A 19,062-nucleotide genomic window follows, 5' to 3' on the forward strand; every position below is an offset into this window, starting at 1 on the left:
CATTGATCGCAAAACGGTTCAGCTTATTTAACGTCGTTAGTACGGTTGTCTTGCTGTTTGTTGTTATCGTTACGCTGTATCCGTTCCTTCACATGCTTGCCGTCTCGTTGAGCGAGGATGTGTACGTGATGAAAAACGCGGTAACGATTTGGCCGAAAGGGCTTGATTTCGGCATGTATGAGCTCGTGCTCGGCGATCCGAAAATGTGGACCGCGTTCCGCAATACGGTCGTCTACACGCTCCTTGGCACGGCAATCGCGTTAATCGTCACCTCGATGGGCGCCTATGCGCTGTCGCGGAAGGACATGGCGTTTCAGAAAACGTTCACGATGCTGATCGTCTTCACGATGTTTTTCGGCGGCGGGATGATTCCGACGTTTCTAGTCGTCCGTTCCCTTGGCTTCGTGGACACGATTTGGGGCATGGTCCTGCCGGGCGCCGTCAGCACCTGGAACCTGATTTTGATGCGGACCTTCTTCGCCGGTATTCCGAAGGAGCTGGAGGAGTCCGGCCGTATCGACGGCTTGAACGACATTGGCATTTTTTTCCGCATTATCGTGCCGCTGTCCAAAGCCTCTTTCGCTACAATCGCCCTCTTTTACGCGGTGGGCTTGTGGAATAATTTCATGTTTCCGCTCTTGTATTTGCGCACGCCGGACTTGTTCCCTCTGCAGGTGCTGCTCAGGAACCTGGTGCTGGCCGGAAGCGCAAGCTCGGGAGATGTAACCCGAATTGGAGGTGATAATCAAATTGTTGAGGAATCCTTGAAGTATGCGACAATTATGGTATCGTCGCTGCCGATTTTGATTGTGTATCCGTTTATTCAAAAGTATTTTGTCAAAGGGGCAATGATCGGAGCGGTCAAAGGATGACAGAACGATCGCTTCGGTTCGATTCAAGAAGGACAGCAAGAAGATTTTCGTTTGTATCGTTGATTCATCATCCAAAACATGGGGAGTTGTGCATATGAGAAAATCGTTCACCCTAGTCCTTGCCGCCGTCATGGCGCTGTCGCTGCTGGCGGCTTGCAGCGGCAACAATTCGAACAACAACGCGGCGCCAAGCGCAAGCACGGAGCCGGGCGCTGCAAACAGCGGAAAGACGGAGCTGCCCAGCAAGACGTTTACCGCATTGCTCGATAACAATCCGACGTTCCCGTATTCGGAGGACTGGCCGATTTGGAAATGGCTGAAGGAGAAAACCGGCGTAACCCTTGAGGTGCAGACGCCTTCCGGCAAGCTCGCCGAAGCGCTGAACCTGGCTGTCGCTTCGAGAGAAATGCCCGACCTCATGTATATGCCGAATCGCAGAGAATCGAATAAATTCGGCCAAGACGGCGCGCTTGTCGACATTATGGAATATATCGGCGAGATGCCGAATCTGAAGAAGTGGATTGAGCAATATCCGGAGGAAGCGAAGGCCGCGCTGTCCTCCGACGGAAAGATGTATATGTTCCCGAACCAAGGCTTCGGCGAAACGAACCGGATGATCTGGCTGTACCGCGAAGACGTGTTCAAGAAGGAGGGGCTTGAAGCTCCGAAAACATACGATGAGCTGTACGAGGCGCTCAAGGCGCTGAAGGCTAAATATCCGGACAGCTACCCGCTGTCTATCCGTTACGGCCAAATTCCGGACGAGATGAATACGAACATGGCGGTAAACTTCGGAACCGGCGAAGGCGCGTACTTCGACTACGATTCGGGCGAATGGCGCTATGGTCCGATCGAGGACAATTTTAAATCGATGATTGAGATGTGGAAAAAGTTTTACGACGAAGGTCTGATCCCTCCGGATTTTCTGTCCCTGCAGACAAAGCAATGGCAGGACATGGTGTCGACGGGCGAATCGTTCGTTACGATCGACTATATTAGCCGTGTCGACTTCTTCAACAATGCGATGCGTCAAGAAAACCCGGAATACAATATGCAATTTATGGCGCCTCCGGCCGGCATCCCCGGCGGCAAGCAGCAAAACCCGTATTTCCATTACATGGAGGGCGGCCTGACCGTCGCTTCGACTTCCAAACAGATTAAAGACATTATGCAGTATATGGATTTCTTCTATTCGGAGGAAGGCCGTCTTCTGACAAGCTGGGGCGTCGAGGGAGAAACCTATGTGAAGGAAGGCGAGACGCTGAAGTTCAAGCCGGAGTTCACCGACGTAACCGAAATGCGCAAGCAGACAGGACTGCAGACGAGCGGCACGTATACATGGATCGACTTCGACGCGCATCTGTCGCTGTTCACCGAAGATTTGCAGAAGGCGTATACCGAAGCGGCCAAATATGACCCGCCGGCCATGCAGCCGCGCCCTGCCTTCACTGAAAGCGAAAACGAAGTGATCTCGCTTACGGGTCAAGCGGTTAAAAAGCACCGCGACGAAAGCTTCGCCAAATTCGTAACCGGCTCGAGAAGCTTGGACGAGTGGGATAAGTATGTGGAAGAGATTAGAAATCTCGGCGTCGACAAGCTGCTGGAAACGTACAAAGCGGCCTATGACCGCATGCAAAATGTGGAAATCAAATAAGACGACGATGGATGCGCCTCCCTTCCCCAAGGGAGGCGCTCCGATTAAGAGAGCTGCAGCATCACTTACGAAAGCTTCGCCATTTCAAATAGAAGGGTGATTTTCGATGAAGCATGCTACACGTTTTAGGCGTTCCCGCTTTTGGTTAATGACGGTGTTGAGCTTTGTGCTGGTCTTCCCCGGCATGGCAGCCGCAGCATCGAGCGAAGGCGCCGGGTCTCCGTTCGTAACGCTGGACTATCCCGCGGACGGAGCGGCCGTCTCCGGAGGCAGCGTCGAGATCGGCGGCAGCTATGCCGGCGTCTATGATGTCCGGCTTTATATAAACGGCACGCGCCAGGCTGCCGTCGTCATGTCCGACCCTGACGGCGATGATGCCGGAAGCTGGTCGTATGTGCTTGACGCGTCGCGGCATGCAGGCGAAATCGAGCTGACCGCGCGCGGACTCGATGTGACGACCAGGTACGGCGTGTGGAGCGGCAAGGCCGTTCTGCAAGTACAGAACCCGGATGCGGCGGAACCATCCGTCACGATCGTCAGCCCGGAGGAGGGCGTATCGTTGGACGGCAAAGCGGACATTGCGGTCAACGTCTCGTCCGGGACGCCCATCTCGCGCGTGGAAATTCGCGTGAACAAAGGGCCTTGGAAGAAGGCCGCCTTCAATGGAACGGATTACACGCTGAAATGGAATACGAGGCCGCATCGCGACAGCACGGTGAGCATTGAAGCGAGGGCGGAAAGCGCTGCGGGACTTTACGGCTATAGCCATACCGTATACGCGAAGGTCGGGAAGGGAACGAACGAACCGTTCGATATGCCGAGCCAAGACCGGGCGATGTGGATTTGGGAGCCCGAGAGCTACAGGCTCCTGATGAATCCAGGGTCGCGGGAGGCGCTTGAGCAGTTTATCAACGATACGGAGACGTTCGGCGGTTCAGAGCCGGTCCGGACGCTTTATTTGGCGGTAGGCGGCTACCAGGGTTATCGAGCGCTGGAGGAGCAGGCGAATGAGCTGCGTTCTTTTCTGCGCTGGGCGCATGCTAGAGGCCTCAAGGTGCATGCCTTAATTGCCGGCGGCACGTCCCCGGCTTACATGGGCGCCTATGAGCGGTATCACGAGCATGCGGTGAGGGAGTTCGAGCAGATCATCAACTATAATTTGTCGGCGAAGAAGGAAAACGAGAAATTCGACGGCGTCAACGTCGATATCGAGCCTTATATTTCGCCGGATTTCAAGGATCCGAGCAAGTTTTTGCAGGTGGAATATTTGGAGGGGCTGAGCAAAATGATCGCGCGCCGGGACGCGGCGGGCATTAATCTTCCGTTCGGCCCGGCTGTGCCGAAATGGTATGACTCCTCCGAGCAGGGGGCGAATATCACGTGGCGCGGCGAAACCAAATGGCTGTCGGAGCATGTGCAGGATATTTCCGACTATATCTCGATTATGGATTACCGCGACACGGCGGACGGCTCCGCCGGCATTATCGCCGGAGCGGCGGGCGAGATCGCGTACGCCGAGCGGATCGGCAAGCCGAACTCCGTCGTGATCGGAGTAGAGACGCTGGATATAGCGAATAGCGGCGATCCCGAGACGATCAGCTTCTGGGAGGAAGGCCGCACGCATATGGAGGCCGAGCTGGATAAAGTGTACGCGTCCTTCGGGGCAAGTTCGGCGTTCGGCGGCATCGCCGTTCATCATTACGATTCTTACCGGATGCTGCCTTCTTATTGGGGCGAAGGAGGCGTGACGTGGAGGCCGGACTCGGATCATGAGCCGCCTTCCGCCGTTTCAAGCGGTCCGTCGGCGGCAGCGGCAGATTATCAAACGATCAACTTAAGCTTCGGGATGGCGTCCGATAATCTGGAAATCGACCGCTATATTGTATATCGGGGAACGGAGCCCGGCTTCGCGCCGACAGCCGATCATATCGCGGGATTATCCCGTTCTTTAACCTATCAGGATACAGGTTTGCTGCCGAACACGACCTATTACTATAAGGTCGCTGCGCGCGATCTAAGCGGCAACGTTGGGCCGGTCTCTGCCGAGACCTCGGCTGTGACAAGCGATACGACGCTGCGGCCGCTCGTCGTCCGTGAGATGAACATCGGCTATTCGCCGGCCGCGGGGAACGCTTCGGCTTCAATGCGTGTCGTCGATTACGCGACGGGCGAGGCGATAGCGGGAGCGGCAGTCGAAGGACGGTTCACGCATTCGGGCGGACGTTATGTGAAGGGGACGGCCGGCGGCACCGGGACGGTTGCCTTCACTTCGGAGCTCATTGCCGCAGACCGGCAGGTCGGCTTCGAGCCTCGTCGCATTGCAGCGCCGGGCTACTATTACGCCAAGGCGCATGACGAACCTCACGCGACGACGCTTGTTCCTGCTGCAGGCTTAAGCGGATTAACGCTGGATGAAGGAGAGTGGGACGCTCCTTTCGAGAACAGCCGCACCTTGTATACGGTGACCGTTCCGGCTGCGGCGCATGAGCTTCGCGTCACGCCAACGGCTGCAGTCGCATCCAGCGTCATTAAGGTGAACGGCAGCGTTGTGCCAAGCGGAACGTCCGCGCCGGTTGCTATCGGCTCCGGGGAGTCTGCGGTCTCCGTTGTGGTCTATAACGCGGACGGCAGTGTGGACGCTTATCTGCTGCGGCTTCAAAGAAGCGGCGGGCAGCAGCTTTCCCTTCCGGTTGTGAAGGATACTTATGTGCACGAGCATAACCCGGCCTCCAATTACGGCTCGGAGCCGGTGCTCGAGGCTGCGGATATTCCGAATGCCGACGGCGGCGGGGACCGGCTTGCTTACATGACGGTGGAGCTAGACGGCCTCGGGGCCGCTGTCACTTCAGCAAGCCTGTATGTTTATGTGCCGGAGGCGCCGTCCAAAGCGGTTACGTTGTCGCTGAAGGGGTACGGAAACGCGCAGTGGGAGGAAGGCGCGCTGAACTGGTCGAACCGGCTTGCCGCAGGCGGCGTGACGCTGGGATCGGTACGCGTGACGGAGGCCGGCTGGTACAGCGTGGACGTGACCGGCTATGTCGCGGGCCAAGCGGCGGCGGGAGGACAGCTTACCTTCCAGTGGAGCGACCCGAATACGGCCGGCGTCGTCATTCGGTTGAACAGCAGGGAAAAGGAAGAGAATCGGCCGTACTTGATGGTGAACACATAAAGATCTAAAGAGAAGAGCTAAAGAGAAGACCTAATGAGAATGCCTAAATAGAAGACCTAAAGAGATTAAAGGAATAAAGATTTAGCAGGAGCTTTTTTCAAAAGAGGGAGGAGACACGTCTTATGGCACAAATGGAGATTCGGCCGGAACGGACGGAGGAAGCAGGGCTGCTGCAGGTACGGGTGTACCGGGACCGCAAGGCGATGGGATTCGCCGCGGCGGCTTCCGCAGGTGCCGGCATTCGGGAAGCGATCGCCGCCAAAGGGGAGGCGCGCGTCGTATTTGCGGCCGCACCCTCCCAGAATGAGCTTTACGAGGGGCTGGCTCGGGAGGAAGGTATTGACTGGGGCAAGGTAACCGCCTTTCATATGGATGAATATATCGGACTGCCCGCGTCTGCGCCTCAGCGCTTCGGCAATTACTTGACGGAGAGGCTGTTCCGCGCCGTAAAGCCGGGCAGAGTGGAGCTCATCGACAGCTCCGGCGACATTCGGCGGGAATGCGAGCGCTATGCCGCTATGCTGGCGGAAGCGCCGATCGATATCGTCTGCCTCGGCATCGGAGAGAACGGTCACATCGCGTTCAACGATCCGCCCGTGGCGGACTTTGAGGACCCGCTGCTGGTTAAAGCCGTCGAGCTTGATCTCGCCTGCCGCCAGCAGCAGGTGAACGACGGCTGCTTCCCGGAGCTGGCTGCGGTGCCGACTCACGCGGTCACGCTGACGATTCCCGCTTTGATGTCGGGGGCGAAGCTTTACTGCAGCGTGCCGGGCAGCCACAAACGTCAAGCCGTCATGGATACGCTTCGCGGCCCCGTTGCGACGGCTTGTCCGGCCTCCATTCTGCGCACGCACCCGTCGGCGGTCTTATTTACCGATCAAGACGCTTATGGACTCGACGGCTAGTGACAGGGGGAGCGGATATGGAAGATTGCGCGGTGAAAGCCGAGCATCGTGTACGAGGGCTGCATTTCCGGACGGGAAGGGCTGTTGAATTGCTCATCGGGGAAGGCCGCATTCAGTCGCTTTCCGAGCTGTCGGATCAGGACTCCGGGGGAGGCCTTCCGTGGCTCGCTCCGGGTCTGGTCGACCTGCAGGTGAATGGCTGCTTCGGCTTGGATGTAAATACGCTGCCGCTTATGCCGGAGACTGTGGCGGACATGGTCCGGGCGCTGCGGCGCGAAGGGGTAACGACCTTCTGTCCGACGGTCATTACGAACAGCGCCGCCGCAATCGGCCAGGCTGTGCAGGCCATCGCCTTGGCGGCGCGTCGCTTCCCGGAAGTTAGGGCGGCAGTGGCGGGTATCCATCTCGAAGGCCCTTTTATTTCGCCGGCGGACGGCGCGCGGGGAGCTCATCCCGCGGAGCATGTCGCTCCCCCGGACTGGGATGTCTTTCGCGGGTGGCAGGATGCGGCGGCGGGGCTGATCCGAATCGTTACCCTATCGCCCGAGTGGCCTGGCGCTTCTGATTTTATCGCCCGCTGCGCGGATAGCGGGGTCATCGTCTCGATCGGGCATACGGCGGCGTCGCCGGAGCAGATTCGGGCGGCGGTTGCGGCCGGAGCGACGATGTCTACGCATCTGGGCAACGGAATCCAGCCTATGCTGCCGCGTCACCCCAATCCGATATGGGAGCAGCTTGCCGCAGATGAGCTGCATGGCTGTATGATCGCCGACGGCTTTCACCTCCCGCCTTCCGTGCTTAAGGTCATCATGCGGATGAAAGGGAAGCGGGCTGTCGTCGTCAGCGACGCGGTGTCCTTCAGCGGCATGCCGCCAGGAGCGTACAGCACGCATATCGGGGGCAGCGTCGTGCTGACCCCCGAGGGGCGGCTGCATCTAGCGGAGCAGCCGCAGCTGCTCGCTGGCTCGGCGATGCTGCTGAAGGAGCAGGTTGCCTATTTGACCGGCCAAGGGCTCGCTTCATTAGCCGGCGCTTGGGACCTCGCATCGGCGCATCCGGCGGAGCTGCTCGGATTGCCGCAGGCGGCGGGTTTGACGGAAGGAGCGCCGGCGGATTTTGTTTTATTCGAGAGGAAGGGCCATGCGTTAAAAATTGTTACGACATACAAGGCAGGCATTCCGGACGCGTCGGAGTAAGCTGGCGGACGGATGCCACGGAGGAGGAGAGACATGACATCATCGATCGCTTCATTTATACCGCAAGTAAAACAGCAGCATCTGACGGAGGCGCCCCGCGCGTTTGCGTGGGGCGGCCGTCTTAAAGTTACGCTTCTTATGGAACGGCGGGATGATAGGCTTGAACTGCATTGCCGCCGTCTGATGCCCGGCATGGAACTCAGTGTGCGGGAAGGGGCGGAAGGGTACGCTGTCCGAATGGAGCATGTTTTAGCGGGGGACAGCGGCGGGCAGAGCAGCTTCGAAACCGGAGTCAAGGAGCAGTCCGCGCTAGACCGTTTCATTTCCGTCGGCGGCATGGATGCGATAAAGGGCAAGCCGGAAGGTTATATTTTGCAGGTTGGGGAAGACGCGATCGGCATCCAGTCGCAGGATGCGGCGGGGCTGTTTTATGGGCTGCAAACGCTGCGCCAGCTAGTGGAGCAGCACAGGGACATCCCCGCCGTCACGATCGTTGACTGGCCGGACACGGCAATACGCTGCATGAACTACGATTTGCGGCAGACGTATTCCAAGCCGGAACGGCTTGAGGCGTATTTGGCGGAATTCGCCCGGTACAAGACGAATGCGGTGCTGATTGAATACGAGGACAAGTTTCCGTTCGCGGCGTATCCTGAGCTTGTTCATCCGAAGCATGCGCTCAGCCGGGAGCAGTTCGAGCGGCTGAAGCTGGCGGCGCATGAGCATTTTATCGAAATCATTCCGCTGCAGCAAAGCTTCGGTCATCTCGAGTACGTGCTGCGGCACGATTCGTACAAGCATCTGCGGGAAACGGAGAAATCGATAGGCGAAATTTGTCCGTCGCAAGAAGAATCGTACCAGCTGATCACCGGGCTGCTTGAGGAAATGATTGCGAGCCATCCGGAATCCCGCTATATTCATCTCGGCTGCGACGAAGTCTACAGCCTATGCGAATGCGATGCGTGCCGGGAGCGGTATGAGGGCGTGCGGGAGCGGGCGTTCATCGCGTTCCTGAACCGGCTGATTGCGTTTACCGCTGAGCGCGGCAAGACGCCGATCTTCTGGCATGACATGCTGGATAAATGCCCGGAGGAGGAGCTTCGCCATCTCGACAAACGAAGCGTCGCGATGATCTGGATCTATAACGGCCGCAATATCGATTCGGACGTCTCAACTTTGACGGAGAAGTTCCGGAGGCTCGGCATCCGGGTAATGGGAGCTCCCGCGGTCCGCAGCTTCGACTGGGCGGAGCATCAGAACTACCCGGTCATCGTCAACCGGGTCGATAATCTGCTCCAGTGGGCGGCAACGTCGGAAAAGCTCGAGCTCGACTGCGTTGTGGCGACCAATTGGACGGGGCCGTTCAGCCTCGGCGTGCCGTACGGCGTGTTCGAGACGACCTGGTATCCGATGCTGCTGCACGCCGATTTGGCGTGGAACCGGAGGAGCGATGCCGATACGTTCATCGACCGCTTCCTTCATCAATTCCACGGCATTCGCCCGGAAGTCGGCCATGGCAAGCTCGGGAACTACCGAATCGAGGACTATTACGATATCATTTGGAAGCTGACGGACGAGGTGAAGCTCAATCGGGATTATGCGGAGCTCATCGCGATCATGCGCGATTATGAGGTGGCGACGGACAAATCGCGAGCCATCCATAAATATTTGTACCGCTTGGAGCTGTTTCCCGGCGATGCGGCCGAGCGTCGATCGCTGCTGAACAACTACCAGCGCAATCGCCGCAAAAGGGACAATGTCCGGCCGAGAATGCAGGCGGCGCTTGAGCGTTACCAGCCGGAGGACATGGCCGCCCACTTCGTTCTGTCGCGTTTTTATTTGCACGACTACCTGGAACGCACCATTTACCGGGAGATCGGGATGAATCTCGAAGAATAGCACGCTTTGCTAATCAAAAAAAGGCCATCCGCTGGGGGACTCCCCCCTCTTGACCCCTGTCTCAAAAACGGGGGTCAGTCCCAGAGCGGAGGGCTTTTTTTTATGGTGGGCTGTCTGCGAATGCTGCAAAACTGCATCATTTTTATCGCAGTACGTTCGTATTCAGTAAAGTTCCTGCAAATCTGCATCATTTCTATCGCAGCACGTTCGTTTTTAGCAAAGTTCCTGCAAATCTGCATCATTTTTTTTTGAATTGTGGAGATGTTTGGGGACGGCAGCCAAAAAAGCTGCAGAATCGCAGCAATTTTACTTAAAAGAAGGTACTAACTAGAAAATTCCTGCATAATTGCAGTAATTTTGGAGCAGGATGGCGCAGTTAGCGGGACACTGTACGTTGGGTTACTGCCAAGCCCTCCTCCTTCAATCTACATACGCGGGTCAGTCCCAGAACGGAGGGACTTTTTTATCGCTGACAGTCGGGCGAATGCTGCAAATCTACATCATTTTTATCGCAGCACGTTCGTTTTTAGCAAAGTTCCTGCAAATCTGCATCATTTTTTTTGAAATGTGGAGATGTTGGGGGGGCGGAAGCCAAAAAAGCTGCAGAATCGCAGCAATTTTGCTTAAAAGAAGGTACTAACTAGAAAATTCCTGCACAATTGCAGTAACTGTGGTGGGGGCTGGCTGAGACTGGTGCAGGTTGGGTTACTGGATAGCCTGCAAATGCTGCAAATCTGCAGCATTTTTATCGCAGCACGCTCGTTTTCGGTAAAGTTCCTGCAAATCTGCATCATTTTTTTTGAAATGTGGAGCTGTTGGGGGACGGAAGCCAAAAAAGCTGCAGAATCGCAGCAATTTTACTTAAAAGAAGGTACTAACTAGAAAATTCCTGCACAATTGCAGTAACTGAGTTGGGGGCTGGCTGAGACTGGTGCAGGTTGGGTTACTGGTAGTCTGCAAATGCTGCAAATCTGCAGCATTTTTATCGCAGCACGCTCGTTTTCAGCAAAGTTAATGCAAATCTGCATCATTTTTTTTGAAATGTGGAGCTGTTGGGGGACGGAAGCCAAAAAAGCTGCAGAATCGCAGCAATTTTACTTAAAAGAAGGTACTAACTAGAAAATTCCTGCACAATTGCAGTAACTGAGTTGGGGGCTGGCTGAGACTGGTGCAGGTTGGGTTACTGGTAGTCTGCAAATGCTGCAAATCTGCAGCATTTTTATCGCAGCACGCTCGTTTTCAGCAAAGTTAATGCAAATCTGCATCATTTTTTTTGAAATGTGGAGCTGTTGGGGGACGGAAGCCAAAAAAGCTGCAGAATCGCAGCAATTTTACTTAAAAGAAGGTACTAACTAGAAAATTCCTGCACAATTGCAGTAATTTTGGTACAGGATTGCGGAAACTGGTATAGGTTGGCGGAAACTGGTATAGGTTGGCGGAAACTGGTACAGGTCGGCGGAAACTGGCGCAGTTGGGGGAGACGCTGTATGTTGGTTGGCAGAGGCAGTGCACGTTGGGATACGGCCATGCATGTTGGCGCAGTTGGCGGAGACACTGTATGTTGGTTGGTGGGGGCAGTGCACGTTGGGATACTGCCATGCAGGCTGGCGCAGGTCGGCGGAGGCAGGTACGTTGGGATACTGCCATGCATGTTGGCGCAGTTGGTGGGACACTGCACGTTGGGTGGCAGAGACACTGTAGGTTGGTCGGCGGAGGCAGTGCACGCTGAGTTACTGCCATGCAGGTTGGATCATGCCATGCCCCCGCCCTCCATCAACCCAATAGAAGCCAGCCGAAATCCTCGCTTAGGTGAAAATCCGGCGTGTCCGAGTAGACGGCGGACCAGCTGCCATAATGCGGCCGGGACGTCTCGTCGCCGCATTTGTAGAAATTGGCGCGCAGCTTCGCTCCTGGGACTGGCCGGAAGTCAGGGAAGAGCGACTCCAGCCATTTCATCGGAATGCGGAGACGCGCCGTCCAGTACGTCTCGCCGGTTGCTTCATCCCGCAGCCCCAGCTCGGTGCGGATATGCATCGGCGGCAGGTCCTCCAGTTCCAGGTAATCGCGGTCATGACGGCCGGTGCCGATTCCGATTCGGAGCGTGCCTGCCGCATTCATCTCCAGGTTCAAATAGCGGGCGTCCGCATGCGGAGCCGGCTGCAGAAAACATTCGACGCAGCTGTCCTTGTAGACCATATCGTTGTGCCGGGTAAAGCGGATAAGCGGACTGTCCTCATAGGCGCGGAAGCTGATCTGAAGCTCATCCGGCGTATAGCTCAACGCGGCGCGTACCTTTATCGCGTGATGCGCCGGCATCCACTTATAATGCCGAACGGCGAGCTCCGAGCCGTCTCTGTCATTCTCCCAAGCGCCATGGGTGCCGGCTGAAGCTGGTTGGACGATTAGCGTCGGTTCTTTGGCGTTCGGGAGACCGCCTCCTCCGATTTGCTCCTCACGGCCGCTTTGATGGGACAGGTACATGCCCTCAACAACCTCAATAATATGTTTGGCATAGTCCATTGTGCATGAAGGAGAATGCCCCGTTTCGATCGCCTGCATCAGATCTTCCAGCTGCAGAACGAACGGGTCTGCGCTATCGTGCTTTTCCAGCAGCTCGTAAGGGCCTCCGTCGCTTCTGTACAATGCGCGGCCACTTTCAAGCCGCAAGGAGCCGTTCGTGAACAAGAGCTCCGTGTAGTTGGCCGCCGCCGCTTTGTAGCCGGACTGAACGATGGTGGCGCTGACGCCGTTCGTAAGCCGCAGGTAGGCGCTGACGCTGCCGTCCACATCGCCCCGCCGGCCGTGAAAGCTCATATTGGCCTGAACCGAAGCGACAGGGCTGCCCGCCAGCCAAACCGCTTTATCGACGGAATGAGATCCTAGATTAAACGCGATGCCGCCGCCGGACATCGATTTGCGGAAGAACCAGTCCGGACGGCCGCCGGCCTCGTAATCCGTATGGCGTACGTCATGCAGCATTAGGAGGCGGCCGAGAGCGCCGTCCTCAATTATTTTTTTGGCCTGCATATTCTCCGCGATGTAATGCTGCGTATGTCCGACCAGCACGCTTATCCCTCGCCTGCCCGCCTGCTCGATAATGGCGTCGCATTCCGCGGCGTTCATCGCCATCGGCTTCTCGAGCAGAATGTGGCAGCCCGCCTCCGCCGCGAAGCAGGCCGCTTCATGGTGGAGAAAATGGGGCAAGGTAATGATCACGATGTCCGGCCGGACCTCTTTTATCATCTGTTTATAATCATTGTAGCCCTTTAGCTCGGAGCCGTATCGCTCCTGTGCCTCGGCAATTCGGGCTTCGTTTAAATCCGCTGCCGCGACGGCTTGGACGCGCCCGCTCTGGCGCTCTATTATCTTGATCGCATTCAAATGCCGGTCTGCAATGCCTCCGCAGCCGGCGATCGCTACGCGATACGTCATGCTCTACACCTCCGGTAACCTTCCTTGCAAGTTGATGACCTCAGCGTAGCATGAATACGGGACGGCGCCTATCGGCAAATTCGCAGATCTATATGCCGATTTACAGGATGAGCTTGCCGCAGAGGGGCTAATCACTATTCATTGCCGACAGACGAATGGCGGATCACCGCATCGACGATCGCGTCCCAATCCTCCGGATGAAGCTCATGTCCCGTTCCTTCGAGCGTCAGAAGCGATGCCTGCGGGATGACGCGGGCCAGGGCTTCACCGTGCGCAAATGGGATGATGGGATCTTCCGTTCCGTGAATGATAAGCGCGGGGACGGCAATTTCGCTTGTCCGGGTTAGGTACTCCTCTCCTCCGGCGACAAATGCATGGTTCGTCATGCTGGCCGGCTGAATGCTTCTGCGCACCTCCTGCGAAGCAAGCTCGCGAATTCGATCCTCGTCGAAACGATGCTTCGAGCCGCGAAGCACCTTCCATTTCTCCAGCGAGAAGGTGACAACGGCCTGCTCATCCTTCCAATCGACGCCGCCCGCGCCCGCGAAAAAGTCCATGACTTTCTCTTCCATCGGCGGAAGGTCAGGCGCGAAATTCGAGGAGGCAATAAGCGAGATGCCCCGGACTCGGCTCGGGTGGCGAAGCGCAATCATCTGCGTCAGCATGCCGCCCATGGACATCCCCGCAATGTAGGCTTTTTCGATTCCGTAACCGTCCAGTATCGCGACCGCATCGTCCGCCATATCCAAGAACGTGTAACCGGGCTGGCCGGGCTCGTAGGCCGTAGAAGCTCCCGTGTCGCGATTGTCGTATCGAATAACGAAGCGGCCATGCTCGGCTAATCTGCTGCAGAAGGCTTCGTCCCACCATACCATTGAGGACTGCGCTCCCATAATGAGAAGAATGGCCGGATTGGCCGCATCTCCGAAGCTCTCCGTATAAAGCTCTGCTTCGCCGCTTTGGATGCGTAAAGGTTTGTTCATGTTTATCTCTCCCTCGTTCGTGTAATGGACCCATAAAAAAAACACAGGCCCTTATGCCTGTGCTTCGCGAATCGAAGAGAAGAGAATGGAGACACGCCGACCGGCTGAACCCGAATGACTGCGCGTTTAAAAAAGACTATACACGCGAGAGTCTCAAGGAAACCGTCTGTCGTTTCATATCGCTCCATTGTCTTGCTTTGCTTGCCGGGTTAAACGTATGGCAAACTAATCTCCGATCGCGATGCACAAAAAATAGCCCTATAAGCGCTACTCCGTCCTCTGTGCAATGCTCATCTCGAAAATTAGTCAATCACACGTAACCCTCCGTTCCTGTAAAGTGATTCCAATTCTAACACCAATGTTTTTCCTTTGTCAATATACCTGCAAATCTTGTTTCGCTATGCTAAACTAAGAGAACGAATGTTCGAGGGATCGGGGCAGATCAGAAGGGGAAGCGATGGAGCAGACGACGTATACGGTGTCTTTATCGGTTAGACATCTCGTGGAATATGTGCACTTAAGCGGCAGCATCGACGCGAGGCTGCAAAGCGTGGATGCGATGCACGAAGGAACGAAGGCGCATCTTCGCGTACAGGGAACATATGGCGAGGCCGACCAAAAGGAAGTGTATCTTAAAGCGGATATCGCATGCGATGACCTGCTGTTCGTTGTGGACGGAAGAGCCGACGGGCTGCTCGCGACGGAGCCGATGCCGACGATCGACGAGATTAAGTCTACGGCGGGCGACCTGAGTCATGTGCGGGAGGCGGAAGGCTACCCCGTCCACTGGGCGCAGGCTTGGTTCTACGCCTATATGTATGCGAGAGATACAGGAGCGCCGAGCATGCGCGTACAGCTGACCTACGTGAACACGATAACGGAGGAGACGATCCGGTTCCAGCGGGAAGCGGCCTTCGAGGAGCTGGAGCGGGATATCCTCGACATGGCGCGCCGTTATGCGCCGTATGCCCGGCTGCGCAGGGATCATGAAGCGAGGCGGAACGCAAGCATCGAGGCGCTGCCGTTCCCGTTCGAGTCGTATCGCGCCGGTCAGCGGAAGCTTGCGGGAGCCGTCTATAAGTCGGTCGAGGAAGGGGTGTCTTTGTTCGCAAAGGCGCCCACCGGCATCGGCAAAACGATCTCGACCACCTACCCGGCGGTCAAAGCGATCGGCGGCGGCCTGCTGCAGCGCATTTATTATTTGACGGCGCGGACGACGACGCGCGCGGCGGCCGAGGATGCGCTGAAGCTCATGGCTTCCAGAGGATTGAACCTGCACGCCGTAACCATCACGGCGAAGGAGAAGATTTGTTTCCAAGAAGAGACGCGCTGCGAGAAGGAGCATTGTCCCTTCGCCGATGGGTATTATGACCGGATCAATGGCGCAGTGATGGATATTTTGCAGCATGAGACGCTGATGAGCCGGTCTGTCCTTGAGCAGTATGCGCGGAAGCACATGGTATGCCCCTTCGAGTTTTCGCTGGATCTCGCCTATGCGGCGGATATGGTCATTTGCGATTATAATTACGTGTTTGACCCTCGGATCTCGTTCAAAAGACTGTACGGTGAAGTGAAGAAACGGACGGCCATTCTCGTTGACGAAGCGCATAATTTGCCCGACCGCGCGCGGGAAATGTTCTCCGGCGAGCTGACGAAAGCGCCGTTTCTGGCGATGCAGAGAGCGCTGAAGGGCAGGAACAACCCCGCTTTCGAGGCCGCTAAGGCCGTTAACGACTGGTTCATCGCAAAGCGAAAGGCCATGGCGGACGGCAAGCCGGCTATCGCGGAGAAGGAGCGCCCGGATGAGCTGATCGGGCTGATCGAACGGTTTGCGGAAGCAGCAGAGCCCTTGCTTGAGTCGGAGGGCGGCGAGCTGTTGGAGCTTTATTTTGCGGCGCAGCAGTTTCTTCGGGCAGCCAAGCTATATGACGAACGTTACACGACGATGGTGGAGGCCGCGCGCAACGACGTCAGCGTGAAGCTGTTTTGCCTGGATCCGGCTGAGCTGTTGAAAGCGACGGTGAAGGGCTACCGCTCGGTCGTCTATTTCTCCGCGACGCTGACGCCAATCGGTTATTACATGGATATGCTAGGAGGCGGCGAGCAGGACTATACGCTGTCGCTGCCTTCGCCTTTCCGCAGCGAGCAGCTTCACGTCTCTATCCATCCGATTTCGACCCGGTATCAAGACCGGGCGGACTCGTACCGTCCCATTGCGGAGATAATCCATAGAGCGGCCCGGCGGAAGCGGGGCAATTATTTTGTGTTCTTCCCGTCCTATGCTTACATGAATGCGGTTCATGACGCATATATAGAGCTTATGGGCGAGGAGCGAGACGGCGGACCGGCAGCGGATCGTCCTGAGGTGCTCCTTCAGCAGACCGGCATGGCCGAAGAGGAACGGGATGCGTTCCTCGCGGCGTTCCGGCCGGACGGCGAACGCTCGTTGATCGGATTTGCGGTCATGGGCGGCATTTTTTCGGAAGGCGTGGATCTGCCGGGAGACCGGCTTATCGGCGTCATCGTTGTAGGCGTCGGAATGCCGCAGCTGGGGCTGGAGCGGGATACGCTGAGAAATTATTTTCAAAGCCGGGGCAAAAACGGCTTTACTTACGCCTATGTCATTCCCGGCATGAACAAAGTGCTGCAGGCGGGCGGCCGATTAATTCGATCGGAGACGGACAGCGGCACGCTCGCGCTGATCGACGACCGCTATCTCGAAAGCGGCTACCGGCAGCTGCTGCCGGAGGAATGGCTTGACGCGGTAAAGAATGATTAAAGGCAACTTTTGGATTGACAGCCTGCTCCCGGCGGTGGTAAAGTTGCAAATAGATTTCAAAAAAATGTTAGGAACGAAAGGAGATTACGTACATGCGGAATCTAAACGATATGAGCAACCATCATCATGGCGATAGCCGCAGCGTAGTCCTCCCTGGCGTCTTCCATCATTGAATGCGAGAGCATGTTATCGAATTCATGAGGCGCAGGGTTACGTGACCGTAATCGTGCGCCTTTATTGTGCCTTTAGACGGTTATCTCTGAGCGATCGGCGAGGGGATAACCGGTCTTTGGCGGGTAAAAGCGTGTCGTTACGGCGACATGCTTTTTTGTTTGCATTTGGAAAACTATGCTTTGCCCAAGGCAGTGCCGTCAATGCGGGCGGATTGTCTAAGGGCCTTCGGAAGGTGTGAAAAAAATTATGTTTGGTGTACTTACAAAATTGGGATGGTATTTCCGTCAGGAGTGGAAACGATACACCATTGCCATTATGCTGCTGGTGCTGACTGGCGTAGTCGATGTCATTCCTCCATGGCTGCTCGGCTACATTGTGGACGGGATCAGCCAGAACCTGCTGGGCGACTCGGAGTTCCAGCGCATCATGTTCTTTTGGATCGGGCTGACGGTTATTGGTTATCTGATGACTTATGTGTGGCATTACAAGCTGTTCGGCGGCGCCTTCGTGCTGGAGCGGCTGCTTCGGTCGAGCTTGATGCGGCATTTCCTCCGGATGACGCCGACGTTCTACGAGCGCAACCGGACGGGCGACCTGATGGCGCGCGCGACGAACGACCTTGGCGCGGTGGCGACGACGGCGGGCTTCGGTATTTTGACGCTGGTGGACTCGACGCTTTTTATGATCACGATTCTTATCGTCATGGCGGCGACGATCAGCTTGAAGCTGACGATTGCGGCACTGCTTCCGCTGCCTCTCATGGCGCTGGCGATGTCCTATTACGGCAAAAAAATTCACGAACGCTTCATGGAAGCCCAGGACGCGTTCGGCGAGATGAACGACCAGGTGCTGGAGTCGGTGGCCGGCGTGCGCGTCATTCGCGCTTTCGTGCAGGAAGAGGCGAGCGAGGCGCGGTTTAACGCCAAAACCGATGAGGTGCTGGGCAAAAATATCGCCGTCGCCAAAATCGACGCGCTATTCGAGCCAACGATGAAAATTCTCGTCGGCTCCAGTTATTTGATCGGTCTCTGCTACGGCGGTTATCTGGTATTCCATAATGAAATTACGCTTGGCGAACTGGTATCATTTAATATTTTCCTTGGAATGCTCATTTGGCCGATGTTCGCGATCGGCGAGCTGATTAACATTATGCAGCGCGGTAACGCCTCGCTTGACCGCGTGAACGAGACGCTCGGCTACAAGCCGGATGTGAAGGAGTCGGAATCGCCTGTCGCCGTAAGCGAACCGGCGCTGATCGAATTCGAGAAGGTGACGTTCAAGTACCCGTCCTCGGAAGTAAACAATTTGCAGGACGTGACGGTGAAGCTGCGCCAAGGCGGCACGCTTGGAATTGTGGGCCGCACAGGCAGCGGCAAAACGACGCTGCTGAAGCAGCTGCTTCGCGAATATCCGCTCGGAGAAGGCAGTATCCGGATTTCCGGCGTGCCGCTTGGCGATATTAAAATCGAACAGGTGCTGGGCTGGATCGGTTATGTGCCGCAGCAGCCGATTCTGTTCTCCAAGACGATTCGCGAGAACATCTTTTTTGGACGCTCCGACGCTACCGACGAAGATTTGCAGCGCGCGCTGGAGCGCGCATCGTTCGCGAAGGACATCGCGTTCCTGCCGGACGGACTTGATACGCTGGTCGGCGAGAAGGGCGTTGCGTTATCCGGCGGCCAAAAGCAGCGGGTCAGCATCGCCCGCGCTTTGATCGCGGATCCGGAAATTTTGATGCTGGACGACGCGCTGTCCGCCGTCGACGCGAAGACGGAAGCCGAGATTATCGAAGGCATCCGCACGGAGCGCGCAGGCAAGACCACTTTAATTACAACGCACAGGCTGTCCGCGGTGCAGCATGCGGATTGGATTATCGTCATGGACGAAGGCAAAATCGTCGAAGAAGGCACGCATGACCGCTTGCTGGCAAGAGGCGGCTGGTACCGCGAGCAATATGACCGCCAGCAATTGGAAGCTTCAATCGAAACTGAATAGATAG

General features: G+C 56.5%; 10 protein-coding genes. 8 read left to right on the plus strand and 2 right to left on the minus strand.

The window, feature by feature from the left end; translation table 11 throughout:
- Nucleotides 1–5 precede the first annotated feature (5 nt).
- The 6 genes from D3P08_RS17190 (at nt 6) to D3P08_RS17215 (ending at nt 9,695) form a co-directional block, all read left to right on the plus strand.
- Nucleotides 6–872, plus strand: a complete 867-nt coding sequence (locus D3P08_RS17190) for a carbohydrate ABC transporter permease (RefSeq protein WP_119601042.1) — start codon at nt 6–8, stop codon at nt 870–872.
- Nucleotides 873–966: 94 nt separating this feature from the next.
- Nucleotides 967–2,526 carry an extracellular solute-binding protein gene (locus tag D3P08_RS17195; protein ID WP_162848513.1) on the plus strand — a complete coding sequence of 520 codons (1,560 nt, stop codon included), beginning with the start codon at nt 967–969 and terminating at the stop codon, nt 2,524–2,526.
- Between the two features lie 106 nt (nt 2,527–2,632).
- A complete protein-coding gene (locus D3P08_RS17200) occupies nt 2,633–5,695 on the plus strand; it encodes a CBM96 family carbohydrate-binding protein (protein WP_119600947.1) in 3,063 nt (1,020 codons plus the stop codon).
- A gap of 122 nt (nt 5,696–5,817) precedes the next feature.
- Nucleotides 5,818–6,600 carry a glucosamine-6-phosphate deaminase gene (locus tag D3P08_RS17205; RefSeq protein WP_119600948.1) on the plus strand — a complete coding sequence of 261 codons (783 nt, stop codon included), beginning with the start codon at nt 5,818–5,820 and terminating at the stop codon, nt 6,598–6,600.
- Nucleotides 6,601–6,617: 17 nt separating this feature from the next.
- Entirely contained in the window at nt 6,618–7,796 is a 1,179-nt protein-coding gene (locus D3P08_RS17210; protein ID WP_240647610.1) for an N-acetylglucosamine-6-phosphate deacetylase, read from the plus strand.
- A 33-nt stretch (nt 7,797–7,829) separates the two neighbouring features.
- Nucleotides 7,830–9,695, plus strand: a complete 1,866-nt coding sequence (locus D3P08_RS17215; protein ID WP_240647612.1) for a glycoside hydrolase family 20 zincin-like fold domain-containing protein — start codon at nt 7,830–7,832, stop codon at nt 9,693–9,695.
- A 1,773-nt stretch (nt 9,696–11,468) separates the two neighbouring features.
- On the opposite strand, the gene D3P08_RS17225 is transcribed toward D3P08_RS17215, so the two are convergent.
- Both D3P08_RS17225 and mle read right to left on the minus strand, forming a co-directional pair.
- Nucleotides 11,469–13,127: a carbohydrate-binding family 9-like protein gene (locus tag D3P08_RS17225; RefSeq protein WP_119600950.1), complete on the minus strand. Its 1,659-nt coding sequence runs from the start codon at nt 13,125–13,127 to the stop codon at nt 11,469–11,471.
- A 134-nt stretch (nt 13,128–13,261) separates the two neighbouring features.
- Nucleotides 13,262–14,110, minus strand: a complete 849-nt coding sequence (gene mle, locus D3P08_RS17230; protein ID WP_119600951.1) for an alpha/beta fold macrolide esterase — start codon at nt 14,108–14,110, stop codon at nt 13,262–13,264.
- 457 nt (nt 14,111–14,567) lie between these two features.
- Here mle and D3P08_RS17235 point away from each other — a divergent pair, with 457 nt between their 5' ends.
- Both D3P08_RS17235 and D3P08_RS17240 read left to right on the plus strand, forming a co-directional pair.
- A complete protein-coding gene (locus D3P08_RS17235; protein ID WP_119600952.1) occupies nt 14,568–16,889 on the plus strand; it encodes an ATP-dependent DNA helicase in 2,322 nt (773 codons plus the stop codon).
- A gap of 420 nt (nt 16,890–17,309) precedes the next feature.
- Nucleotides 17,310–19,058: an ABC transporter ATP-binding protein gene (locus tag D3P08_RS17240; protein ID WP_119600953.1), complete on the plus strand. Its 1,749-nt coding sequence runs from the start codon at nt 17,310–17,312 to the stop codon at nt 19,056–19,058.
- The last annotated feature ends 4 nt before the right edge of the window (nt 19,059–19,062 follow it).

The organism is Paenibacillus nanensis (assembly GCF_003583765.1).
GTDB lineage: Bacteria > Bacillota > Bacilli > Paenibacillales > Paenibacillaceae > Pristimantibacillus > Pristimantibacillus nanensis.

Bases quoted from the DNA above. Each gene is read 5' to 3' on its own strand.
- D3P08_RS17195 (WP_162848513.1), top strand. From the start codon at position 967: ATGAGAAAATCGTTCACCCTAGTCCTTGCCGCCGTCATGGCGCTGTCG.
- D3P08_RS17200 (WP_119600947.1), top strand. From the start codon at position 2,633: ATGAAGCATGCTACACGTTTTAGGCGTTCCCGCTTTTGGTTAATGACG.
- D3P08_RS17205 (WP_119600948.1), top strand. From the start codon at position 5,818: ATGGCACAAATGGAGATTCGGCCGGAACGGACGGAGGAAGCAGGGCTG.
- D3P08_RS17210 (WP_240647610.1), top strand. From the start codon at position 6,618: ATGGAAGATTGCGCGGTGAAAGCCGAGCATCGTGTACGAGGGCTGCAT.
- D3P08_RS17215 (WP_240647612.1), top strand. From the start codon at position 7,830: ATGACATCATCGATCGCTTCATTTATACCGCAAGTAAAACAGCAGCAT.
- D3P08_RS17225 (WP_119600950.1), bottom strand. From the start codon at position 13,127: ATGACGTATCGCGTAGCGATCGCCGGCTGCGGAGGCATTGCAGACCGG.
- mle (WP_119600951.1), bottom strand. From the start codon at position 14,110: ATGAACAAACCTTTACGCATCCAAAGCGGCGAAGCAGAGCTTTATACG.
- D3P08_RS17235 (WP_119600952.1), top strand. From the start codon at position 14,568: ATGGAGCAGACGACGTATACGGTGTCTTTATCGGTTAGACATCTCGTG.
- D3P08_RS17240 (WP_119600953.1), top strand. From the start codon at position 17,310: ATGTTTGGTGTACTTACAAAATTGGGATGGTATTTCCGTCAGGAGTGG.